This window comes from Sphingomonas sp. TX0543 (assembly GCF_048565505.1).
Lineage (GTDB): Bacteria > Pseudomonadota > Alphaproteobacteria > Sphingomonadales > Sphingomonadaceae > Sphingomonas.
The window spans coordinates 234,746-254,863 of the sequence record NZ_JBLZUS010000004.1; the positions used below are offsets into that span (position 1 = coordinate 234,746).

Sequence of the window (20,118 nt, forward strand, 5' to 3'; positions counted from 1 at the left end):
ACCGGGGTCCTTTTTCCACGCCGATCCACATCGTTTGAGGGTCGAGAATGCTCGCAGCTGTTAGGACAAAGCGACGGGCTCTTCCCGATTGGGAACGATCATCGAGACGGCCGGAGCGTTGGACAGCCCGTGCCCCGTAGTGACCGACCGGCTTTCCCGAAACCTGTTCCCGAATGCGCTTTCCCGAAACTGCCCGCTGGACATGGAGAAACGGGACGCTCCGCAAACGAGCGTATGCGTGACGGCGCCTGCCCCGCGTAATTCCATAAGGCGGTGTCACCTAACCCGTCATGCGATCTATGCACCGTAATCGGTCCGGCTTGGGGCGGAATGACATGCTAACGCCGGACCCTTAGCGTACGATTTTGACCATCCTCTCACCGGCCCCGTAGACTGAGACCAACGGTCGACTTCAGCGGCCTCAGGTCCAGAGCCAATGCGCTCAGTTCGGCGATCTTCGCATCGCTGCCTCTCGCCAGATGATTGACCAGATCCTCCTGGTTCGGCTGGCCGAGCGCGAGGCGATAGAGCAAACGCTGACGCTGGAGGTAGTCGAACCGTGCGATGTCACGGCTCCTCGACAATGCAAGCACGTGGCGATCGATATCGGCATGCTTGAACGTCCACCAGGGTGCCAGCCCGGTGCCGTCTTGAAACAGGAGCTCGCCCAACGCTGCGGCCTCCGTCCAGGGCGAGCAACCGGTACCTGCCGCGGCCACAGCGTCGTCCCGCACCAGCGCGCCGAGCGGACGTCGTACAAGGAGACCACCATAGCGCAATATGCGACCTTCACGCTGTTCAAGGTCGACCGGGTTAGATGGCAAATCCCAGTGAACGATGCGTCGGCACCAGCTATGGAAGTCGAGCCCTTCCTGACCGATCGAGGTCGTCGCGAGCACATGGGGCCAGAATGGCGTGTTGAACGCGCGCCGGAGGCTTTCAGCGCGTGGCGGCGCTTCGGCTTCAGGCTCGCTCAACGCGCGTTGTGCTGATTCGGCATCCCCGCTTTCGGTGCCGCTGAACGGCACGGCAGCGTGGCAACGAAGGCGGATTGAGCTCGATGTTGTCGGGATCCCACGAAAGGTGAACCAACCGAGCGAGGCGTGCAGCGCCGATGCCAGCTCATCGAGAAGGTTCGGGGCGTCGGTCTGCCCTTGCGCTAGCCAAAAATGCTCGTCGAGCACGCTCTCGAGCCCGCCGTCGCGGACCGCCGCCATCAGCACCTCGGTGGGATTGCCGTCGCCCAGCCGGCCCCAGAACACCCGGTTGTCGAGATAGGGGCGCAGCCTGTGCCAGCAGAACGAGACGAGCTTCGAAAGGTGGTCTGCCTCGATGGCCGCCGGAAAGTGCCGGAGCAGTGCGCGGCCGACAGCGACCGCCGGTGAGGCCAAGGCGATCTCGGCCAAGCGTTGCAGCTCCTTGGCGCTGATCCAGTCGATACTCTCGACGTGGTTGCGCTCGGTGACGATGCGCCCGAGCACTGCCTCAGCCCCCGCCGTCTCGTTCCATGCCGCCTGGGATGCCGCGAAATCGCCGGACTTTCGCTCGATCGCGGCAAGGAGGTTCCAAAGCGGACGTGCCCGTTCGGCGTCCTTCTTCGGCTTGCTGCGAATCTCGACCTTCTGATCCCTGAGCGCCTTCCGTAATTGTCCGATGACCGTGCGCAGCGCGTAGCGGGCGGACGAATGGTTGCCCTTCAAAGGATCGGTCGCCCGGATCAGAAACGGCGATGGATGGAACAACGACATCACGGGCAGGCCGGACTGCGGAGCCAGCCGCTTGCTTTCCCAGGGTCGCCGGCGGGCGGTTGGTCCGACGTCGAGGTAAGCGTCCTCGACACCGAGGCTGATCAAGGATGCAACACTCTGCGGGGTGGCGCGAAAACGGCTGAACAGAAGCGTTTTCTGCGCCGGGCTGTGCGCCCAGGGACCTGCAAGCGGCCACCACTGCATGGAAGGGGCAACCCAAGGGAGCGCGAGATCGGGTGCTCGCGCGATCTCGCGAAGGGCTCGGAGCTTCGGGCTGCCCCAGCCGTCCTTGCCGTCGCCGGTGCGTCGTGCAGAGCGCAGCACCGGCACGCCCGGTTGGCGGCCGAACTCGACCTTGTCGGCGATCTTGTAACGGGACCCGAGCGCCTGCGCCGGTAGTGGGACGGACAGCCAGTAGGCAGAGGCCGCGGTCTTGTTCCGGTCGGACACCTTGCTGGCGAAGTGCCGGAAGGTATGAAGATCGCCGGGGGCAAGGGCCAGCGGATCGCGGCGGGTGCGGTGATCCAGGCCTATAGAGGGCGGGCGCTCGGTACGTGCTATGCAGGGGCGCAGCAGGCGGTCGATCCGGTCGCGCGTCGCTTCCGCACGCTCCTTCAGAAGCGGATCGATGGTGTCACCCTCTGCGTCACCGATCGCACGCAGGATCTCGCCGAAGCTGGCAAAGAGCTGCTCGGCGTCCTCCCGCACGGCGGTGCTGCGCGTCAGAAACTCGATCGTGTCGAAAAGCTCCTCGTGAGCCTGAGGACCGTCTTTTCCGTCCCAGGACTCGCCATACAGGCGATAGGGTGTGGCCGACAAAAGCAGCATGGCAGGCTTTTTCGAGCCGATTCCAAGAAGGGCGCGCCCCAGCCGGTCGCTTTTCGAAGGTGCCAGCAGCTCGCGGAAGCGCTGAAATTCGTCGAAGACGATAAGGTCCGGCGGGGTCGCCTCGAGACATGCCTCCGCAAGAAGGCGGCGCAACACCGTCAGCGTCCGCGCCTCGGGCTTTGTCTGTGCGGCTGTCGCGATGCGTTCGCGAAGACCCGGACGTTTACCCTCCGGATTGAAGCGCGACTTGAGCGCGGTGCGGAAGGTGCCGACAAGCTTCGGATCGATGCCGCCCATCAGCCGCTGCGCAGTACGGCAGGCGCCCTCCCAGCTTACGGTCGCGCGCTGTTGGATGAAGCGCTCGGGGAGTGTCTCCAATATCCCCGGCACGGCGCGCTCGAGCAGCAGGCTCAAAAAGGCACGCTCGACCGCAGCGCCAGGTGTCGGTCGTGTGCCTTCGGGCGGGAAGGAGGTCTGAGGAGACAGCGAATAGAGCCGGAGCGGCGATGGCGGCTCCTTGTCGTTCGGCCGTTGATCGAGCGGGATCATCGACAGCCGATCGACCTTGGAAAGGGCCCGCAGCTTGGCGCGCTTGTCCTCCAGAAAGTCGACCAGACGCGCCGCGTTCTGGTCGGAGACACGGGCATTGCTGGTGACGTAGTAGACCGTAAACTTCTTCCTACCGCCACGCGACAGCTGCCGGACGACCTCCCGAGCGACTGTCGTCTTGCCGAGGCCGACCTCGTCGGCCACCAGAAAGCGGCGACTGCCATTACCGGTCAGCGCGGCTACGGCAGCGCCTACCGTCGCGTTCTGAAAGGCGCGCGGTGTGCTGCTCATCTTGCGATTAGGACCTCGCGCGCGATGCGCCAAGTCTGCTGGAGGGCGGTCAGATCGTCTCTGTCCGCCTGCGTAAGGTGCTCGCCATGAGCCAGGACCGCAGCCACATAGCGGTCGATCACGGCATCGACACGCTTCAACGAACCGGACTTGTTGGTCTGGTCCTTGGCCCAGGCGGTCAGGATATCCTCGAGCGCGAGCCCGTCATGCTTCCAGCTGCTCCGCTTGGGCGCAACCGCTTCCGGCTCCGTGTCCCAGTCGTCCTCGCTCCCCGCCCCTGCTCCACCCTCGAGCATCTCGCGCAGCCACGCCTGCAGGCCGTCGACGCTCAGAAAGCGGCTGATCGCGGCAGCGTCCCGCTCCGCGTCGATCGAGGGGACCACCGGCACGCGCAGGAGCCATGACGCCGGCGGCAGATCCCCGATCGTCAGCCGAAACTGAACAAGATCCGTTTGCAGGGACAACGGAACCTCTCCGAGCTCGATGTGCGTCACGCCGGGCTGCCAGCGGTGGAGCGCCATCGTGGCGAGCCCTGCTTCCAACTGAGCTGAGGGCGGCAGCGGCACGACTTCGCCAGAGGTGAGACGATACTCCCTGCCGTTGCGGTCCAGGCTGAGTGACGTGTCCGCAAGCGTCCAGCGCAGCCTTTCGAGAGCAAGTTCGGCTGTGTCAGCTTCTGTTTCCGTCAGCGTCTGCAGGAGAGCATCGGATACCGGTGTCGCTGACCCGACGATCGCCAGGACGCCGTCGATCTCGGCGCTGCCGCCGGTGAAGCGGGCGGCGACTTCCGCATTGCGGCCCGACCAAGCCCGGTCGGTGGCATTGGCGCTGCCGGCGACGATCTCGATCCGCTCGCCCTGGATCGCCGCGAACAGCTTGGCGTGCAGCCCCGAATGACTAGCGCCGCCCGAACCTTCGTCTTCCTCGTCCGTTGCCGGCTCCCGCCCTATCAGCTCAACCTCAGCGACGTCGTCTCCGTCCGGGATCGGTGCCCCAAGCGCCAACAACTTGAAGTCGGAAAGACCCGCGCGGCCGTCATTGCCAAGCTTGCGCAGCGCCGGCAGCGTCGTCACCAGAGTGCGGTCCGCGCTTGCCTTGGTCATATCGGCAAGGGATCGTGCGAAAGCATCGCAGAGGAACGGGCTCAGGACGACGATCTTGTCTCCGGACGTCGCATCGAGCGGAGCGATCGGCTCCGAGCCGCGCGTCCAGAGGTCGATCCGTGACACATCGATGTCGTCCGGCGCGATCCAGCGCACGGCCCTGAGCTCCTTCGCGAGATCGTCCGGATCGACGTCGGGCAGCTTGGCTGCGCGCGCGAGGGTTACACCCAGCGCATCGATGCCATCGACGACCTGGCTCCCCTTCCTGCGGCGGCTTTCGCCGTCCAACACCAGCCCGAGATCCAGGTCACGGCTCATGGTCAGGTTGCGGCTGCCGACCCAAAGCCGCCAGAACCGTGGCAATCCCTCCGCTTGATAGCAGATCAACGCAGCCTTCGGGTGCCAGCTGTTCGCGCTTTCCCGATAGGGCATCTCCACCACGAACTGGTCGAGCACGGCCGCGATCTTCGGGAGCCTCGGTCCACGATGGATGCGCCCGCGCTGGACAATGAAGCGCACCCGTTCGCGCAAGGCCTCGATCGCGCCGGCGAAGTCGGACTTGTTGCCGCGCGCATTGTCGCGGCCGCGGGCGTGGAGATTCAACAGAGCGCCCCCAAGAACGATCGGGTCGGCGGAGTAGGCGGCGAACAGGGCCAAGCGGGTTGTGGTCAGCTTGGGTGGCCGCAGGAGCTCAAGAAAGGCCTGGCCGGGGAAGTCCTTCGGCGCCCTTCTCATGCGCCGACGAGGTCCTGCAGCAGCATCTGCACCCGGTCCCAGCGGTAATGAAGCGGCGCACCCAGCGGATGGTGATCATTGTCCCAGTCCGCACGCTGATCGACGCCGAACTGGCTGCGTGAGAGCCGCGCTCGTCGCCCCTTTCGCGCCTCTTCGGCGTCACGGTACACGCGCTCCAACCGCATCGGATCGGTGTGTCCGGCGCGTACCCATGCGAGCGTGTCCTGAAGCGCAACAGAGACGACGGGAGCCAACTCGGTCCGGTCCGTCATATCGTCGAGAAAAGCTGGCCAGTCCAGGCGAGCGGCCTGGGCCTTCCAGCGCTGGACGATGCCGGTCAGTGCCGCGCGTTGCGTATCGGAGCGCTTGCTACGGTCCAGCTCCTCGCACAGCGTCTCCACTTGGGCGGCGTAAACGCCGCGGCCGATCGCGGCGAGAGCAGCGGCGTGGCCGGCCCGCTCAAGCGCTGGCCGTTCGGTTTCCGCAAGGTCCCGGACTTGTGGACCCCAAGCAGTACGGCTCGACGACACGTCGTGCCCGACCAGCAGCGAGAAGATCGATCTCGCCCCGGGATTTCTGGGCGACGTCAGGCTTCGCAGGCGTTTGGCGAGGAACTTCCGCTCGCTACGAGTGAGATCGAAGCTCAGCGTACCCTCGCCCTCCCCGTACCAATCGTCGGCCGGTTCCGGAACGACGAACGGCCAGGAACCTCCTCCGAGCGGCGTCCCTTCGTCGTCCTTCAGTAGCGCGCCCGGCTTACCCGCGACCATCCGCTCGACCTGATAGCGGCTAAGCGGACCGCTGCCTTCCTGCTCGCGCACCAGCCCCCAGCGTTGCAGCGCACCCCAATAGACCTGGCTGGGACGCTGCTCGACCGGAGAGGGATAGTTGCGGCTGCCGATCACACCGCCCGGCTCGTTGATCAGGCGCCCGGTGAGCAAATATTCGCGCCGCTTCACGCTTTCCTGTGCGCGTTGCCCCTTGGCTGGTTTGAGGTGCTCATCGCGGTAGAGCCAGGGCACGAAGAGGACATAGCGCAAGCGGGTATGCAGGACTGACGTGCCGGGAAAGAACCGATCGGCGTAACGCTGGTGGACGATCAGGAACCCGATCTCGTCCCGAACCCCTTTCTGGTCCGAGTTCATGAATTTGCGCGCCTCGCGCATCGCGTCCGGCGACAGATAGGTCATTCCAAAAGACGCCAAACGCCACCCCCAAACTCTATAGCCGCCCACAAGGAGAGCCGCTGACAGATCGACGCGGTTAGGCTGTTTCCAGCACCCGCACTGCGCCGATCCCCTCATGTCGCGGCCGGACCCGGATCTCGACATCGTGGCCGAGTTTCCGGAGACCATCGGTGATGTAAGCTTCGCTGATGCCGTCGAAACGGCCGCGGAGGATCTTGGAAAGCTTGGGCTGTGGCATGCCCATGCGAGCAGAGGCAGCGGTCTGCGTCAGCCCCAGTTCGCCCATGCTTCGCTGAAGAGCGGCGGCGAGCTTGGACTTCACCAAACGACCTTCCGGATCCGAAAGGCCGAGATCCGCAAAGACGTTGCCACTGGAGGTCACATGCTCGATTGCCATGTCGGGGTCCTTTATAAGGCTTGTTTGCGTTGCGCTCTCTTCTCGGCAGCCAATCGTTGAGCCGCTTTCAGTCGAGCTTCGATCGTTTCCTTCTGGTGCTTCGGAACGGCGATGCCGCTCGTCGATTTTTTCTGGAAGGCGTGGAGAACGTAGATATCGTCGTCGATCTTGACGTTGTAGACGCAGCGATAGGTGTCGCCGTCGTACCGTTCGATCAGTTCGATACTCGAGCCATACGGCTTGGCGTTGACGTGTCTCATTCCAAGCTGGGCTAGGTAGAGGCCGTGTCCGAACTCGCTTCGGACATCCTCGGGCATGTCGACCAGGTCGTCCCTGCTACTACCCATCCACTCCAGTTCGCGCATTCTCCATCTCCGTTGACGATGGAAGAAGACCTATATCCATTTAGGTATAATGTCAACCGGGCTGACGGCTATCCGCTTGTTCAGTGCCCCGGACCTCGTCCGTTCTGCAGCCTTCAGTCCGCCTCCGGGCAGTTGGCGTTGATGCTATGTTCCGCTGCCGCTACACTGCCGGAAACGGCGAAAACGCCGATAGCCGTCAAGAGTGGGGTGGTCAGTGCAGCGCCAAACATTCGTCTCCCATGGCAGGCTGGCTGCTCGTGAGATCAGATTGGAGGCCGCGCGTGCCCAGCGGCACGGCGTCCAGGTCATGACATTGGAGCAGCTTGCGGCTCGATTGGCGGGTGGGTTCATCACCGGCATCGATCCGGAGGCGTTGCGCAACGCGATCCAGGCGTCGTTGACCGACAGCAACCTGGGCGAGCTCGACGACATCAAGGCCCTGCCCGGCTTTGTCGGCGCCGCGGCTGACACGCTGCACAAGGCATGGCGCGCTGGTGTGGATCTCTCGGCTCGTGCGGGCGAGCACCCGCGCCTCGCCGCCATTGCCGCGCTGGAAGATGCCGTCATCGGCCGTCTCCCCCACTCGATGCTGCGGCCCTGCGATCTCGTCGCGCGTGCAACCGAGCGCCTCGCTCATGCCCCTGCCCTGTTCGGGAGCATCGACGTCGTCGGTCACTCCGAACTCTCGCCCTGCTGGCGCGAACTCCTGTTCCTGTTGGCCGACACGGTAGCGGTCCGCTGGCATGCCGGCCCCCGTTCCGTGCCAAACTGGCTTGCCGGTTGCGCCATCGAGGTGCTCAGATCCGACCCCGCCAGTCCGAGCCTTGGAGCGGTGACCTGTGCAACCGGTCATCACGAGGCCGTCGAGGCGATGCGCTGGGCACGCGAGCTGATCGCCAGCGGGGTTGCCCGCCCCCATGAGATCGCCATCGCGTCCGCGGCGCCAGCCGCCTATGACGATGTCTTCCTCGCGCTGCGCGCCGATGCCAATCTCGACCTCCACTTCGTTCATAGCATTCCCGTTGTATCGACCCGGCCGGGCCAGGCAGCGGCCGCCCTCGCCGATGTCCTCGTGCGCGGAGTGTCGCAGGCGCGCATCCGCCGGCTGGCGTCACTGCTCGGCAGCGAAATGGGACCCATGGCCCAGCTGCCCGCGGGCTGGACGCGGCTGCTCCCGGATGGGGCGCCGCTCAATTCGATCAGTGCCTGGAACAGGCTGATCGACCGGCTTACCGCCGACGACTGGCCCGACGGTGTCGACCACGCGCCTGAGTTACGCGGCATCATCGCGATGTTGGCCGAAGGTACGGCGCTTGCGGCGGACACGGGCGAGAAGCTGCTTAGCGGTCCCGCACGCCGCATCTGGCGGCGCGCGCTTGGTCTCGGCAGTCCGGCCGCCATCGATATCACGATCGCGCAACTTCGCCTCGAGGACGAGAGCGAGCCCTGCGCGTCGGTCGCCTGGATGCCGGCTGAGGCGCTCGCGGCATCGCCACGGCCTTTCGTTCGCCTGTTGGGTTTGACGTCATCCCAGTGGCCCCGGCGCATCAGTGAGGATCGGCTCGTGCCCGACCACGTCGTGCCGCTGGCAGACCTTGATCCCCTGCCCGTCTCCGCTGTTGACCGGCGTGACTTCGAGACGATTCTGGTCACCACCGCCAGCCAGGTCGTGCTCAGCCGGGCGCGGCGTGATGAGGAAGGACGTCTGCTAGGCGCCAGTCCGCTGCTTCGGGGAAGTCCTCCGCCTGCCTATCTGCGGCGCAACCGGCGCCCCGACCACGCCATGAGCGAGACGGACCGGCTCGCAGCCCGACCGGGCGATGCTTCAGAACTGGCGCGGGCCGCCTCCGCTGCAACATGTTGGACGAACTGGCGCTCGTCGCACGTGACGCCCCACGACGGACAGGTTCGCCCGGATCACCCCGCGCTGGCCGCAGCCCTGGACCGCGTTCAGTCGGCCAGTTCGCTCAAGCTTCTCCTGCGAAACCCGCTTGGCTTCAGCTGGAAATATGCGCTCGGCCTCCGTGCTCCGGCCACAGCCGACGAAGCGCTCGTGCTTGATGCCCGAGCGTCGGGCGAGTTGCTGCACCACCTGCTCGACAACGCCGTGCAGCGGCTCGAAGCCGGTCAGGGGCTGGCCGGTGCCGACGAACAGGCCTGCGTGTCAGCGCTCGATGCGGCCTGTGCGGACGTCGCGGCGATGTGGGAGGCGGGTCAGGCCGTGCCGCCCGGTATTGTCTGGCAGCGGACCTTGGCGGACACCCGGCAAGTCGCGCTCGCTGCACTCGAGGGCCGACCCGAGCCCCTGCCCGGCCAACGCTCCTTTGCCGAAGTGCCGTTCGGCGGCCAGACCGCCAAGTCCGATGGTGCCCTGCCCTGGGCGGCTGACACGGTCGTGGAAGTCGCTGATACCGGCTTTCGGATCTCCGGTTACGTGGACCGATTGGACCTGTCAGACTGTGGCACAAAGGCGCGTGTCACCGATTACAAGGGCGGCAAATGCCCGAAGGACGCTGTGACGCTGGACGGCGGAAGTGAACTCCAGCGTTGCCTGTACGCCTATGCGGTTCACTCGCTTCTGGGCGATGACATGGAGGTGGAGGCGGCGCTCGTCTATCCGCGCGCGGGGGTGACCCGGCCGCTGCAGGACGCGAACGGCACGCTTGCCACGCTGGCCGGGCATCTGCGCGCTGCACGTGCCAACCTTATGGCCGGGCGAGCGCTCCCGGGCCCGGATACGGGCGGCGATTATGACGACCTCGCCTTTGCTCTGCCGGCAATGGCGGACAAGGGGTGGTGCCGCCGCAAGCAGGAGGCGGCGACGATAGCCCTCGGCGATGCCACCCTCGTCTGGGAGGCGGAGTGATGAACGTGATGGCACCCGTGCTTGCGGATGACCAGCCAAGGCTGACCGCGCTTACCGCTCACGACCGATCGCTGCTCGTCGAGGCCGGCGCAGGCTCGGGCAAGACCGCCGTGATGGCAGGGCGTGTGGCGCTGATGCTCGCCGCCGGCGTCGCGCCGAAAAGCATTGCCGCAGTGACCTTCACCGAACTCGCCGCCAGCGAACTGCTCGCGCGCGTGCAGGACTTCGTGGAAGAGCTGCTATCCGACCGCATCCCGCGCGAGTTAAGTGCGGCGCTCCCTCACGGGCTCTCGGACGAACAGCGCCAAGCGCTGACCGGTGCGTGCGAGAACCTCGATGAGGTCACCTGCTCGACCATCCACGGCTTCTGCCAGCGCCTGATCAAACCCTACCCCATCGAGGCCAACATCGATCCGGGCGCGAGCCTCGTGGACCCGGTCGAAGCGGAACTTGCGTTCGGTGACACGCTGGAACGCTGGCTGCGCGCGACGCTGGACGGCGCTCTGCCAAGCCTGATTTCGGAGCTGGTGTACCACGAGCCGGTGGGGGACTCGCTCTGGTGCGAGAGGTTGCCGACAGGTTGCGTCGACACCGCGTGCTGACAGGACCGCCGTCTCCCGCCCTCCCGCCTCTGATCGACGCCTTGCACGACGCAGTCGATGCCTACAGAGCCTTCGTCACCAGCACCTCCGCGCGGGAAGAAGAGAGCATCGCGGCAGCGGAAGCGTTCGCCGGGATGAGCGAGCGGCTCGTGGCGGCCGGGCAAGGTCAAAGCTCTCAGTCGTTGGTGGCGCTACTCACCGCCGAGCCCGACGCTTCGCTCCTCACCGGCTCCGGCTGGCGCAAGTATCAGAAGAAGGGGAAGTGGGAGGCTGCGGTCAAGCTGAAGGGCCTGCCCAAGGCACGCGGTGGCGAGTTGAACGGCGAGGCCGAGCGTCTGCACAACGCTGCGCGCGATGCCTGGATCGACCTCAAGGGGGCGGTCGCAGCGCGGGTTCTCTCGGAGGTGTTGGCCGCGGTCGCGCCCGTGGCGGACGGGTTCCGCGCCTACAAGCGCGCAGCGGCCTTGCTCGACTTCGATGATCTGATCTTCGCCGCGCGTGACCTGCTGCGCGATCATGAGCCTGTCCGGCAGGCACTCGCGTCGCGTTATGCGCATGTGCTGGTGGACGAGTTCCAGGATACCGACCCGCTTCAGTTGGAGATCTTCTGGCGCCTGTGCGGTGAGCCGATGGACGGTGCCGATCCCGCCGACTGGCAGACGTACCGGATCAGGCCCGGCGCATTGTTTCTCGTCGGTGATCCCAAACAGGCGATCTACCGTTTCAGGGGCGCCGATGTCGCCGCCTATGTCCGGGCACGCAACGCGATCCGCGCTCAGGGCGCGCAGAATCTGCTCAGCATCTCGACAAATTTCCGGTCCTGCGCCGGCATCCTGTCCTTCGTGAACAAGCGGTTCGAACCGCATATGAGCGAGGACAAGGGGCAGCCCGGGTTCACGGCGCTCGATCCCTTCCATCCCGATCCCGCCCACGGGCTGTGCGTCACCGCCCTGCCGGTCGCGTGCGCGGGCGAGGACGGGAAGGCGTCGGCCGACCGGAAGCGTGACTGTGAGGCAGAGGCGGTCGCGGAGCTGGTCGCGCGCCTGATCGGCAGCCATGAGATCGCCGACCGTCGGGCCGGAATGCAACGTCCGTGCCGACCCGGCGACATCGCTCTGCTCGCGCCGACCGGCAAGGACCTGTGGCGCTACGAGCAGGCGCTGGAGCAACGCGGGATCGCGGTCGCCACGCAGGCCGGCAAGGGCTTCTACCAGCGGCAGGAAGTGCAGGATCTGGTCGCGATCGCGCGCGTGCTCGCCGATGGCCGAGACACGCTCGCATTGGGTGCGCTGCTCCGGGGACCTCTGGTCGGGCTGACCGAGGAAGAGCTGCTCGACCTTGTCTGGACGCAGCCGCGCGCACCGGAGCGGCCGGGCGCTCTTCCTCACCTGCACGTCAACATGGACCTGGACGCGATTGCGCATCCCCTCGCGAGGGACGTGCTGGGCAAGCTTCAGGGGCTCAGGCGCCGGATCAACGCGACCACCCCGCATCAGCTGATCGCCGAGGCGATCGACACGCTGAACGTACGCGCGATCCTGCTGCAACGCCATCGCGGCCAAGCCGAACGTCCACTCGCCAACGTCGACCTGTTCCTGAGCCTGGCCCGGCCTTACGGCGTTCGCGGCCTGAGAGCGTTTGCACAAGCGATGGCGGACGCCTGGGCCGGCAAGGCGCGCTCGGCCGAAGGTCGGCCCGACGCGCAGGAGGAATCGGTGTCGCTTCTCACGGTGCACGCCTCCAAGGGGCTGGAGTGGCCGATCGTCGTCCCGATCAACTGCATGACGGCGACGATTGCAGCCGACACCACCGTCATCGATCGCGACGCCGGCATCCTGTTCATGCCGGTGGTGGGCAACCTACCCTCTGGCCACGCCGATGTGCACAGTGCTGAGAAGGCCGAGCAGGACCGCGAACGCATGCGCCTGTGGTATGTGGCTGCTACCCGCGCGCGCGAGCTGCTGGTGTTGCCGCGGCTCGATGTCGCGGCGGGCTCGAACAGCTGGTCGGGGCTGATCGACTTCGGGCTTGATGAGCTCGAGGTTCTCGACCTCGACGCTTATCCCGACCAAGCGCCTTCCGGCATCCACGAGGACGACAATCAGCAGACCCGGGAGCGCTTCGCGGAAGAAGCAACTGCGATCGTCGACGCTACCGCGAAAATCGCTTGGAGCGCGCCGAGCAGGGACGAAGGGCGCGGGGTAGATGACCACTCGCAGGCTGAACCCGAGCTGGTGTTCGGAGAGGTGGCCGGTGCTGCTCCATCGGGACCGGTTCAAGGCGGGCGCGAGCGGGGGCTGATCATCCACAAGCTGTTCGAGGAGGTGCTTACGGGTGAAATCCTGGACGAGGAAGCGCACCTCGCAGACCGGGCACGCGAGCTGATCGTGCAACTCGGGCTTGAGCCGGCCGGGGCCGCGGCGACCAGCATCTCCGAACAGGAGGTGGCACGGGTTGTTGTGCGCACGCTGGCCCTCCCCGAGATCGCAGCGATGCGTGACCGCCTCGTGCCGGAGCTTCCGGTTCTCGCTTCGGAGGAGGTCGACGGCATCGAAGTCGTCACCGCCGGGATCGTAGATGCGTTGCATCTTGATGAGTCCGGACAGCCGCGCGCGGCGATCGACTGGAAGAGTGATGTCGATCCGGATTTCGCCGCCACCGAGCAGTATCGCGGTCAGGTGAAGCGCTACCTTCATGTAACCGGCATCTCGGAGGGTATGATCGTGTTCGTGACGCGCGGAACCGTCATCCGAGTCTCGGCCTGATAAAACCGGCTCGCGCTTGCAGCTGCCAGAGTCAGGTCGGCGGAGCTGACTTCCTGCGAACTGTAGCTGTACGGTTGAGGGCGAAGCACCTCCCTGAAGTTCTGCGGCTCCGTCCTGACAATAATTGAAAACGGGACGGCCACCGTGCTCAGCGTACGATTTTTACCATCCTCTCACCGGCATCCTCATTGTTTACTCTCTTGCTCACGTTCGAGTCACGCAGCAAGGCGTTGGTACCCTGCCCGACCGCGACTAAGCATGGGCCCAGAATTGGGCGAAGCACCGCAGTCGAAGTACATCGCGTACTCCGGATTGTAGACTACGGCTTCAACAGGGGAGGTTGAGCCATAAATACACGGTCCATTCGGTTCATGAGGTCGGTGCGACCGCAGCTGTCTTTGCACGGTGGAGCGCGGTTACTCTCTTGACGTGGGCGATACTGCATCCGGCAAGGACCGCCGTCTTCGCGATGCTCATGCCCGCCTCGCGCAGCCCAACTATCCGCCTGTGATGGGCAAGATCGGGCTTGCGGCCGGTGTACCGGCCTGCCCGCTTGGCGATCTCGATGCCCTCCCGCTGCCGCTCGCGCCGCGTTTCGTAGTCATCCCGCGCAGTCTGGAGCGCGACGCGCAGCAGCATGTCTTGCACCGCTTCTAGCACGATCCGCGCGACGCCGGCGCTGTCCGCTACCAAGTCGGTGAGGTCCACAATGCCCGGCACCGCGAGGCGCGCGCCCTTCGACCGGATAGTCGCGACCAAGAGCTCGGCCTCAGACAGAGGCAGGCGGCTGATCCGATCGATCTTCTCGGCGATCACCACCTCGCCCGGCTGCAGGTCCGCCACCATGCGCAGCAGCTCCGGCCGGTCGGGTCGAGCGCCGGACGCCTTCTCCCGGTAGACGGCAGCGATATAGAAGCCGGCCGCTCGAGCACCGGCGACGATGCTTTCCTGCCGCGTGAGGTCCTGCTCGTCCGTGCTCACCCGCAGGTACACCCGCGCCGCTCGCACACCGCCATCTACCATCAGTTCGTCGCTCCTATGAGGCGTTTTTGGATATACCTTTGTTAGCCATCACTGCGGCAACCGGCTCGGAATCGCAATGACCGATACTGCGGAGCCTAGCCAAACGAGCCGAGTCTAAATGGCCTGTATCCGATAAGACAGTTTATCGGACAAAGGCCGTCTTGGCTCAAGGCGGGGCTCTTGCCTCATCGGGCAGAACACGCCACACTAGAACCCGTCCGCCACAACAAGGCATAGAGGGTTTGCAATGACATTACAGGTCACAGTGACGGCCAGTGGTCGCATGAGCCTTCCGGCTGACATCCGAAAACGCTTAGGGCTTGCTCAAGGCGGTGCGGTATATGTCGACGAGACGGACGACGGGATCGTGCTCCGCACTGCAGCACAGGCCGTGGAGCGCGCTCAGGCGCTCGCCAAACAATTCACCGGCGGCAACCCCGAGGCGTCGGTCGACGCCTTCCTTGCCCGCCGACGCGACGAAAGCGGCGAATGAGCGTCGTCTTCGATGCGTCTGCCCTCATCGCCATGCTCAAAGGCGAGCGCGGCGCGGCGAAGGTGGCCGATGCCATCGCCGACGCGCGGGTGAGCAGCGTGAACTATGCCGAGGTTGTCAGCCACTTTATCCATGCCGGCATGCCTGCCCGCGAGGTCGACGCAATGCTCGATCCGTTGCCGATGAGCGTGGTGCCGGTCGATAAGAGTCTCGCTCAGCTTGCCGGCCGGCTTCGTGCCGTCACAGCCGAAGCGGGGCTGAGCCTGGGCGACCGGGTCTGTCTCGCGTTGGCGCAGCGCGACGGTCTGCCCGCCTGGACCAGCGATCTCGACTGGAAGAAGGTCGCCGACGCTGCCGGCGTCAAGGTCGTGGCGATCCGGTGATGCCTGATCCCAACGCAGGCGCGTCATTGACGATCGGCGCGCAATGGCATCGCTGGGACCCGCACGTTCACGCGCCCGGCACCAAGCTGAACGACCAGTTCGGCGGCGCCACCTCATGGGACGACTATCTCGGTCGACTCGAGCAGGCGCAGCCAACGCTGCGCGCGATCGGCGTGACCGACTATTACAGCCTGGACTGCTATGAACGCCTCCGCGCGGATAAGAGCGCCGGGCGGCTTCCTGACTGCGCCCTGCTGTTTCCGAACATCGAGATGCGCCTTGGGATCGGCACGGTCCGGAACGCCTTCGTCAATGTGCATCTTCTGGTCAGCCCTGAAACCTACGATCATGTCAGCCAGATCAAACGCCTGCTCACCCGCCTGACCTTCCGTGCCCATGGCGAGACGTTCGCCTGCACGCCTGAGGAGCTGGCGGCGCTGGGACGCCGCAGCGACCCCGAGATCCGGGACACGGTAACGGCGCTCTCGGAAGGGTCACGGCAATTCAAGGTCTCGCTCGACCAGCTGCGCGACGCCTATGCGAACAGCGACTGGGCGCAGGAGAACGTGCTGATCGCGGTCGCCGGCGGCAGCACCGATGGCGCTTCGGGCGTGCGCGACGCAGCCGATCGGACGCTTCGCCAGGAGATCGAGGCGTTTGCGCACATCATCTTCGCAAGCACACCGTCGCAGCGGGACTATTGGCTGGGTCACAAGTCTTCGACCGCGGACATTATCGGCCGCTACGGCGCGCTGAAGCCCTGCCTTCACGGCAGCGACGCGCACAGTCTGGAGAAGGTGGCGGCTCCCGACCTCAACCGCTACTCGTGGATAAAGGGAGCACCACACTTCGACGCCTTGCGCCAGGCGCAGATCGAGCCAGCCGGCCGAGCGTGGATCGGGGACGCATCGCCTGCGACCGCAAGCTTTTCTCAGGTATTGTCGACCGTCGATCTGGTCGATGCGCCATGGGCGGTGACGCCCCGAATCCCGCTGAACCCCGGACTTGTCGCCATCATCGGTGCGCGTGGCTCCGGAAAGACCGCACTCGCCGACGCGATCGCGCACGGGTGCGACGCAACCGAGGATCCACCAAATGCCATGTCGTTCCTGGCGCGCGCTTCCGAGCTGCTCGCCGGCAACAGCGTCCGCCTGACCTGGGGTGACGGCGCGACCGACACGCGGCCACTCGACGGCAGCTATGATCCCGACGCCTCGGATTATCCGAAAGCCCGTTACCTGTCCCAGCAATTTGTCGACGGCCTGTGCTCGGCCGACGGCATAACCGACGCTTTGCTCGCCGAGGTCGAGCGTGTCGTGTTCGATGCCCACGACGCGACCAGCCGTGATGGCGCAGTAGATTTCCAAGATCTCCTGGAAGCCCGGGTCAGCCGCCACCGTCTCGCACGAGAACGTGAGGAAGAGGCGCTGGTGTCGCTGTCCGACCGCATCGGCAGCGAGATCGAGAAGACCAAAGGCGTGGCTGCCTTGGCCAAGCAGGTCGAGGACAAACGCCAGACGGTCGCCCGGTACACCGCCGATCGTGCGCGGCTCGTGTCGAAGGGGACGGAAGAAAGAGCCGAGCGTCTGGCGGAAGTCGCAACGGCTGCGGAGAAGGCGGCAGGCAATGTGCGGTGGTTCACCAACCGCGAGGCGGCGCTGCTCGTCCTGCGCGACGAAGTGGCCGACCTGCGGACCAACCGCGCACCGGCCACGCTGCGCGCCACGAAGGAGCGTCATAAGGCCAGTCGGATCAAGGAGCCGGATTGGGCACCATTCCTGCTGGACTATGAGGGCGACGTCGATGCTATCATCACGGCCGAGGTGGCGAGCGCCCGTTCCGGCGCCGCGGGCTGGCGTGGAAAGCCGGTGGCCGTACCCGCGGACATGACCGTCCCGTTGATCGCCGCCGACGCCGACCTGTCGAAGCAGACGCAAGCCTTGCTCGACGCCGAAGTCGCACGGCTCACAAAGCTGGTGGCGCTCGACACCGACACCCAAAAGCGCTTCACCGCCCTTACACAGAAGATCGCGGCCGAGAACATTGAGCTCGGCAAGCTGTCTGATCGCCTGGCGGACTATCAGGCCGCCAAGGATCGTATCCCACCGCTGCTGCAAGATCGGGAAAGCGGCTATGCGCGGGTCTTCGACTTCATCCTCGCCGAAGAGCAAGTCCTGCGGGATCTGTATGCACCAATCCGGCAGAGGCTGGAGGCCGAGAAAGGCACACTCGGCAAACTGTCATTCAGCGTGCGCCGGTCGGTCGATGTGGAACGCTGGGCCACGGCTGGGGAGAAGCTGCTCGACCTTCGCCATACCGGGAAGTTTCAGGGCCGCGGCTCCGTGGCGGAGCGAGCCGAGCGTGGCTTGGCGTCGGCGTGGCGCACCGGCGACGCGGCAGCGGTGACAGCGGCCATGGCCTCGTTCCGTGACGACAACCAGGACGAGCTGCTGGAGGCTGCGCGTGTGCCGAAGGGCAACCCCGTCGACTACCGGGCGTGGCTCAAGCGGTTCGCGCAGTGGCTCTATAGCACCGATCACATCCAGGTTCGCTACAGTGTCGATTATGACGGCACCGACATCCGGAGCCTGTCCCCCGGCACGCGCGGGATCGTGCTGCTCCTGCTCTATCTCGCGCTCGACACGGAAGACGATCGCCCGCTGATCATCGACCAACCCGAAGAGAACCTTGATCCCAAGTCCATCTTTGACGAGCTCGTCGGGCTGTTCATTGCTGCCAAGGCCAAGCGCCAGGTGATCATGGTCACGCACAATGCCAACCTCGTCGTCAACACGGACGCAGATCAGATCATCATTGCGGAAGCCGGGCCACGTGAGGCGGGCGGCCTGCCGGGGATCAGCTACATGGCGGGCGGCTTGGAGGACGCGGCCATTCGAGAACGCGTCTGCGAGATCTTGGAAGGCGGCGAGCACGCCTTCCGCGAACGAGCACGGCGGCTTCGCGTCCGCTTCCGGCGTTGACCTAACATGGTGTCGATGAAGTCACGCTTCCTGCAGCTTGTCGACCTCCCGCCGTTCCATCCCGATCATAGCTTGTCGAAAAGGGTGCTGAGCATCGATTCGAACAGCTGAAGCCTGATGGAGTCAGCCGTTTCGCGTCTCCGCAAGGAGCTCGTCAAGCTCGCTGAAATGACCCCAATCGGCACCCATTATTACGCGCAATCTAGCGAACCATTCGCGCGTCACGGACCGACCGTCCTGAACCTCATCCCTACAATGAGCATTGTAGATGCAACATGCGGCGTAAAGCGCCTGCTTGTCAGCCTCATAGGCGCTTGACCGTTCACCATGGCGCTGTCGAGTGCCTATGCTCTCCACATAGGCTAAACGCGACTCCATCATCTGCCCTGCTCGCGCGAAAAGCTGGTCGAGAGTTGCCCGTGCTCCCTCGGGAAGCTGATCGAATGCAGCCAAGTGCCTATCATAGGCTCTGTCATCGCGAGGACGTAGAAGACGTTGAGGAGTGGCTTTCGTCACGGCCACCGGAGCTGCGGCCCCAGGAAGCGACGATCGTTGCAGCTCCCGACGAACATTGTCGGAATAACGTAAGGCTGGGCGATCGTGACGGAGCTTGGTCATAGCGCGTGACCATAACCGGAGCCGTCCGGTGGTTGAAGCAACCCGATGACCACCGTTCAACGCGGGCTAATCGCCAATTCGTACCCAAAAGCACGAATCGATGCGCCATGATGACGACCTGACGGGTTGAACGTCGCACGTCAGCCCCATTTTCCCTTGAGTTCGGGCGTGGTGTGATCGACCATCAGCCGAACGCCGACGACATAGGATGGGAGAGGTGTCGAGCTGCTGGTTCACGGTCGACGTCGAACCCGATGTCCATCTGACGTGACCCCCGTTTCTTCATCCAGGTGGAACTAGAGACCGGCCCCTCAAAGGGACGGACAGAATGAAGCGGAAGCAGTTTTCGGAAGAGCAGATCATCGGCATTCTGAAGGAGGCCGAGGCGGGCGCGGTGGTGACCGAGCTGTGCCGGAAGCACGGGATGTCGAGCGCGACCTACTACGCGTGGAAGGCGAAGTTCGGCGGGCTGGAGGTGTCCGACGCGAAGCGTCTGCGGTCGCTCGAGGAGGAGAACGCCCGGCTCAAGCGGCTGCTCGCGGACACGATGCTCGACAACGCGGGTCTGAAGGATCTGCTGTCAAAAAAATGGTAGCGCCCGCCGCGAAGCGGCAAGCGGTCGCGCATCTCCAGGCGACGTTGGGGATGAGCGAGCGGCGGGCGTGTGCTGTCGTCGGGGCTGACCGCACGAGCATGCGGTATCGTTCGTGCCGGGCAGATGATGGCGACCTGCGGTCGCGGCTGTGCGAACTGGCGCAGCAGCGCCGGCGGTTTGGCTATCGACGGCTGCACATCCTGCTTCGTCGGGACGGCATCACGATCAACCGCAAGAAGACCCAGCGGCTCTACCGTGAGGAAGGTCTGACGGTCAGGCGCAGGAAGGGATGAAGGCGCGCCGTTGGCGCGCGGGCGCCTGCGCCGGTGCTGGCGCTCCCCAACCAGCGCTGGAGCTTGGACTTCGTCCACGACCAGCTCGTCACCGGACGGCGGTTTCGCGTGCTCAACATCGTCGACGACGTGACGCGCGAGTGCATCCGGGCGGTGGTCGACACGTCGATTTCGGGGCGGCGGGTCGTGCGCGAGCTGGCCGATCTGATCACCGAGCGTGGCAGGCCGAAGATGATCGTCAGCGACAACGTCCTATGTCAGGAAGCAGCGGCGGGTTTTGGCCAGCAGATATCCAT

The 20,118-nt window shown here is 65.2% G+C and carries 12 protein-coding genes and 1 pseudogene; 7 read left to right on the plus strand and 6 right to left on the minus strand.

Annotated features, from left to right (window positions below):
* Nucleotides 1-377 precede the first annotated feature (377 nt).
* The 5 genes from ACM61V_RS20775 to ACM61V_RS20795 all read right to left on the minus strand — a co-directional run bounded on the left by ACM61V_RS20775 (nucleotide 378) and on the right by ACM61V_RS20795 (nucleotide 7,203).
* Nucleotides 378-3,416, minus strand: coding sequence for a DEAD/DEAH box helicase (locus ACM61V_RS20775; protein ID WP_116462966.1), 3,039 nt, complete (start codon nucleotides 3,414-3,416; stop codon nucleotides 378-380).
* Nucleotides 3,413-5,254 carry a phospholipase D family protein gene (locus ACM61V_RS20780; protein ID WP_419714661.1) on the minus strand — a complete coding sequence of 614 codons (1,842 nt, stop codon included), beginning with the start codon at nucleotides 5,252-5,254 and terminating at the stop codon, nucleotides 3,413-3,415. Before ACM61V_RS20780 ends, ACM61V_RS20775 begins: the two co-directional genes overlap by 4 nt.
* Nucleotides 5,251-6,444 (minus strand): DUF6361 family protein, encoded by a 1,194-nt coding sequence (locus ACM61V_RS20785; protein ID WP_147035994.1) that lies wholly within the window; start codon nucleotides 6,442-6,444, stop codon nucleotides 5,251-5,253. Before ACM61V_RS20785 ends, ACM61V_RS20780 begins: the two co-directional genes overlap by 4 nt.
* A 73-nt stretch (nucleotides 6,445-6,517) precedes the next feature.
* Nucleotides 6,518-6,838, minus strand: a complete 321-nt coding sequence (locus ACM61V_RS20790) for a helix-turn-helix domain-containing protein (RefSeq protein ID WP_285139406.1) — start codon at nucleotides 6,836-6,838, stop codon at nucleotides 6,518-6,520.
* An 11-nt stretch (nucleotides 6,839-6,849) separates the two neighbouring features.
* Nucleotides 6,850-7,203, minus strand: a complete 354-nt coding sequence (locus ACM61V_RS20795; RefSeq protein ID WP_285139405.1) for a type II toxin-antitoxin system RelE/ParE family toxin — start codon at nucleotides 7,201-7,203, stop codon at nucleotides 6,850-6,852.
* Nucleotides 7,204-7,417: 214 nt separating this feature from the next.
* Here ACM61V_RS20795 and ACM61V_RS20800 point away from each other — a divergent pair, with 214 nt between their 5' ends.
* From ACM61V_RS20800 to ACM61V_RS20810, 3 genes are read left to right on the plus strand one after another with little or no spacing between them, the layout of a single operon-like run.
* Complete coding sequence (locus ACM61V_RS20800; RefSeq protein ID WP_419714662.1) at nucleotides 7,418-10,069, plus strand: PD-(D/E)XK nuclease family protein; 2,652 nt, start codon at nucleotides 7,418-7,420, stop codon at nucleotides 10,067-10,069.
* Nucleotides 10,069-10,671 carry a UvrD-helicase domain-containing protein gene (locus tag ACM61V_RS20805; RefSeq protein WP_419714663.1) on the plus strand — a complete coding sequence of 201 codons (603 nt, stop codon included), beginning with the start codon at nucleotides 10,069-10,071 and terminating at the stop codon, nucleotides 10,669-10,671. The genes ACM61V_RS20800 and ACM61V_RS20805 overlap by 1 nt, the downstream gene beginning before the upstream one ends.
* Nucleotides 10,672-10,712: 41 nt before the next feature.
* Nucleotides 10,713-13,436, plus strand: a complete 2,724-nt coding sequence (locus ACM61V_RS20810; RefSeq protein WP_419714664.1) for a UvrD-helicase domain-containing protein — start codon at nucleotides 10,713-10,715, stop codon at nucleotides 13,434-13,436.
* A gap of 369 nt (nucleotides 13,437-13,805) precedes the next feature.
* Here ACM61V_RS20810 and ACM61V_RS20815 read toward each other — a convergent pair whose 3' ends face one another.
* A complete protein-coding gene (locus ACM61V_RS20815; RefSeq protein ID WP_207774271.1) occupies nucleotides 13,806-14,459 on the minus strand; it encodes a recombinase family protein in 654 nt (217 codons plus the stop codon).
* A 247-nt stretch (nucleotides 14,460-14,706) separates the two neighbouring features.
* Between ACM61V_RS20815 and ACM61V_RS20820 the strand changes: the two genes are divergently transcribed.
* From ACM61V_RS20820 to ACM61V_RS20835, 4 genes and pseudogenes are all read left to right on the plus strand, one after another.
* Nucleotides 14,707-14,952, plus strand: coding sequence for an AbrB/MazE/SpoVT family DNA-binding domain-containing protein (locus ACM61V_RS20820; RefSeq protein WP_419714665.1), 246 nt, complete (start codon nucleotides 14,707-14,709; stop codon nucleotides 14,950-14,952).
* Nucleotides 14,949-15,335, plus strand: coding sequence for a type II toxin-antitoxin system VapC family toxin (locus tag ACM61V_RS20825; RefSeq protein ID WP_419714666.1), 387 nt, complete (start codon nucleotides 14,949-14,951; stop codon nucleotides 15,333-15,335). Before ACM61V_RS20820 ends, ACM61V_RS20825 begins: the two co-directional genes overlap by 4 nt.
* Nucleotides 15,335-18,316, plus strand: coding sequence for a TrlF family AAA-like ATPase (locus tag ACM61V_RS20830; protein WP_419714667.1), 2,982 nt, complete (start codon nucleotides 15,335-15,337; stop codon nucleotides 18,314-18,316). The genes ACM61V_RS20825 and ACM61V_RS20830 overlap by 1 nt, the downstream gene beginning before the upstream one ends.
* Before the next feature lie 946 nt (nucleotides 18,317-19,262).
* Nucleotides 19,263-20,071, plus strand: a pseudogene (locus tag ACM61V_RS20835) (IS3 family transposase); the annotation flags it as partial.
* Nucleotides 20,072-20,118 lie beyond the last annotated feature (47 nt).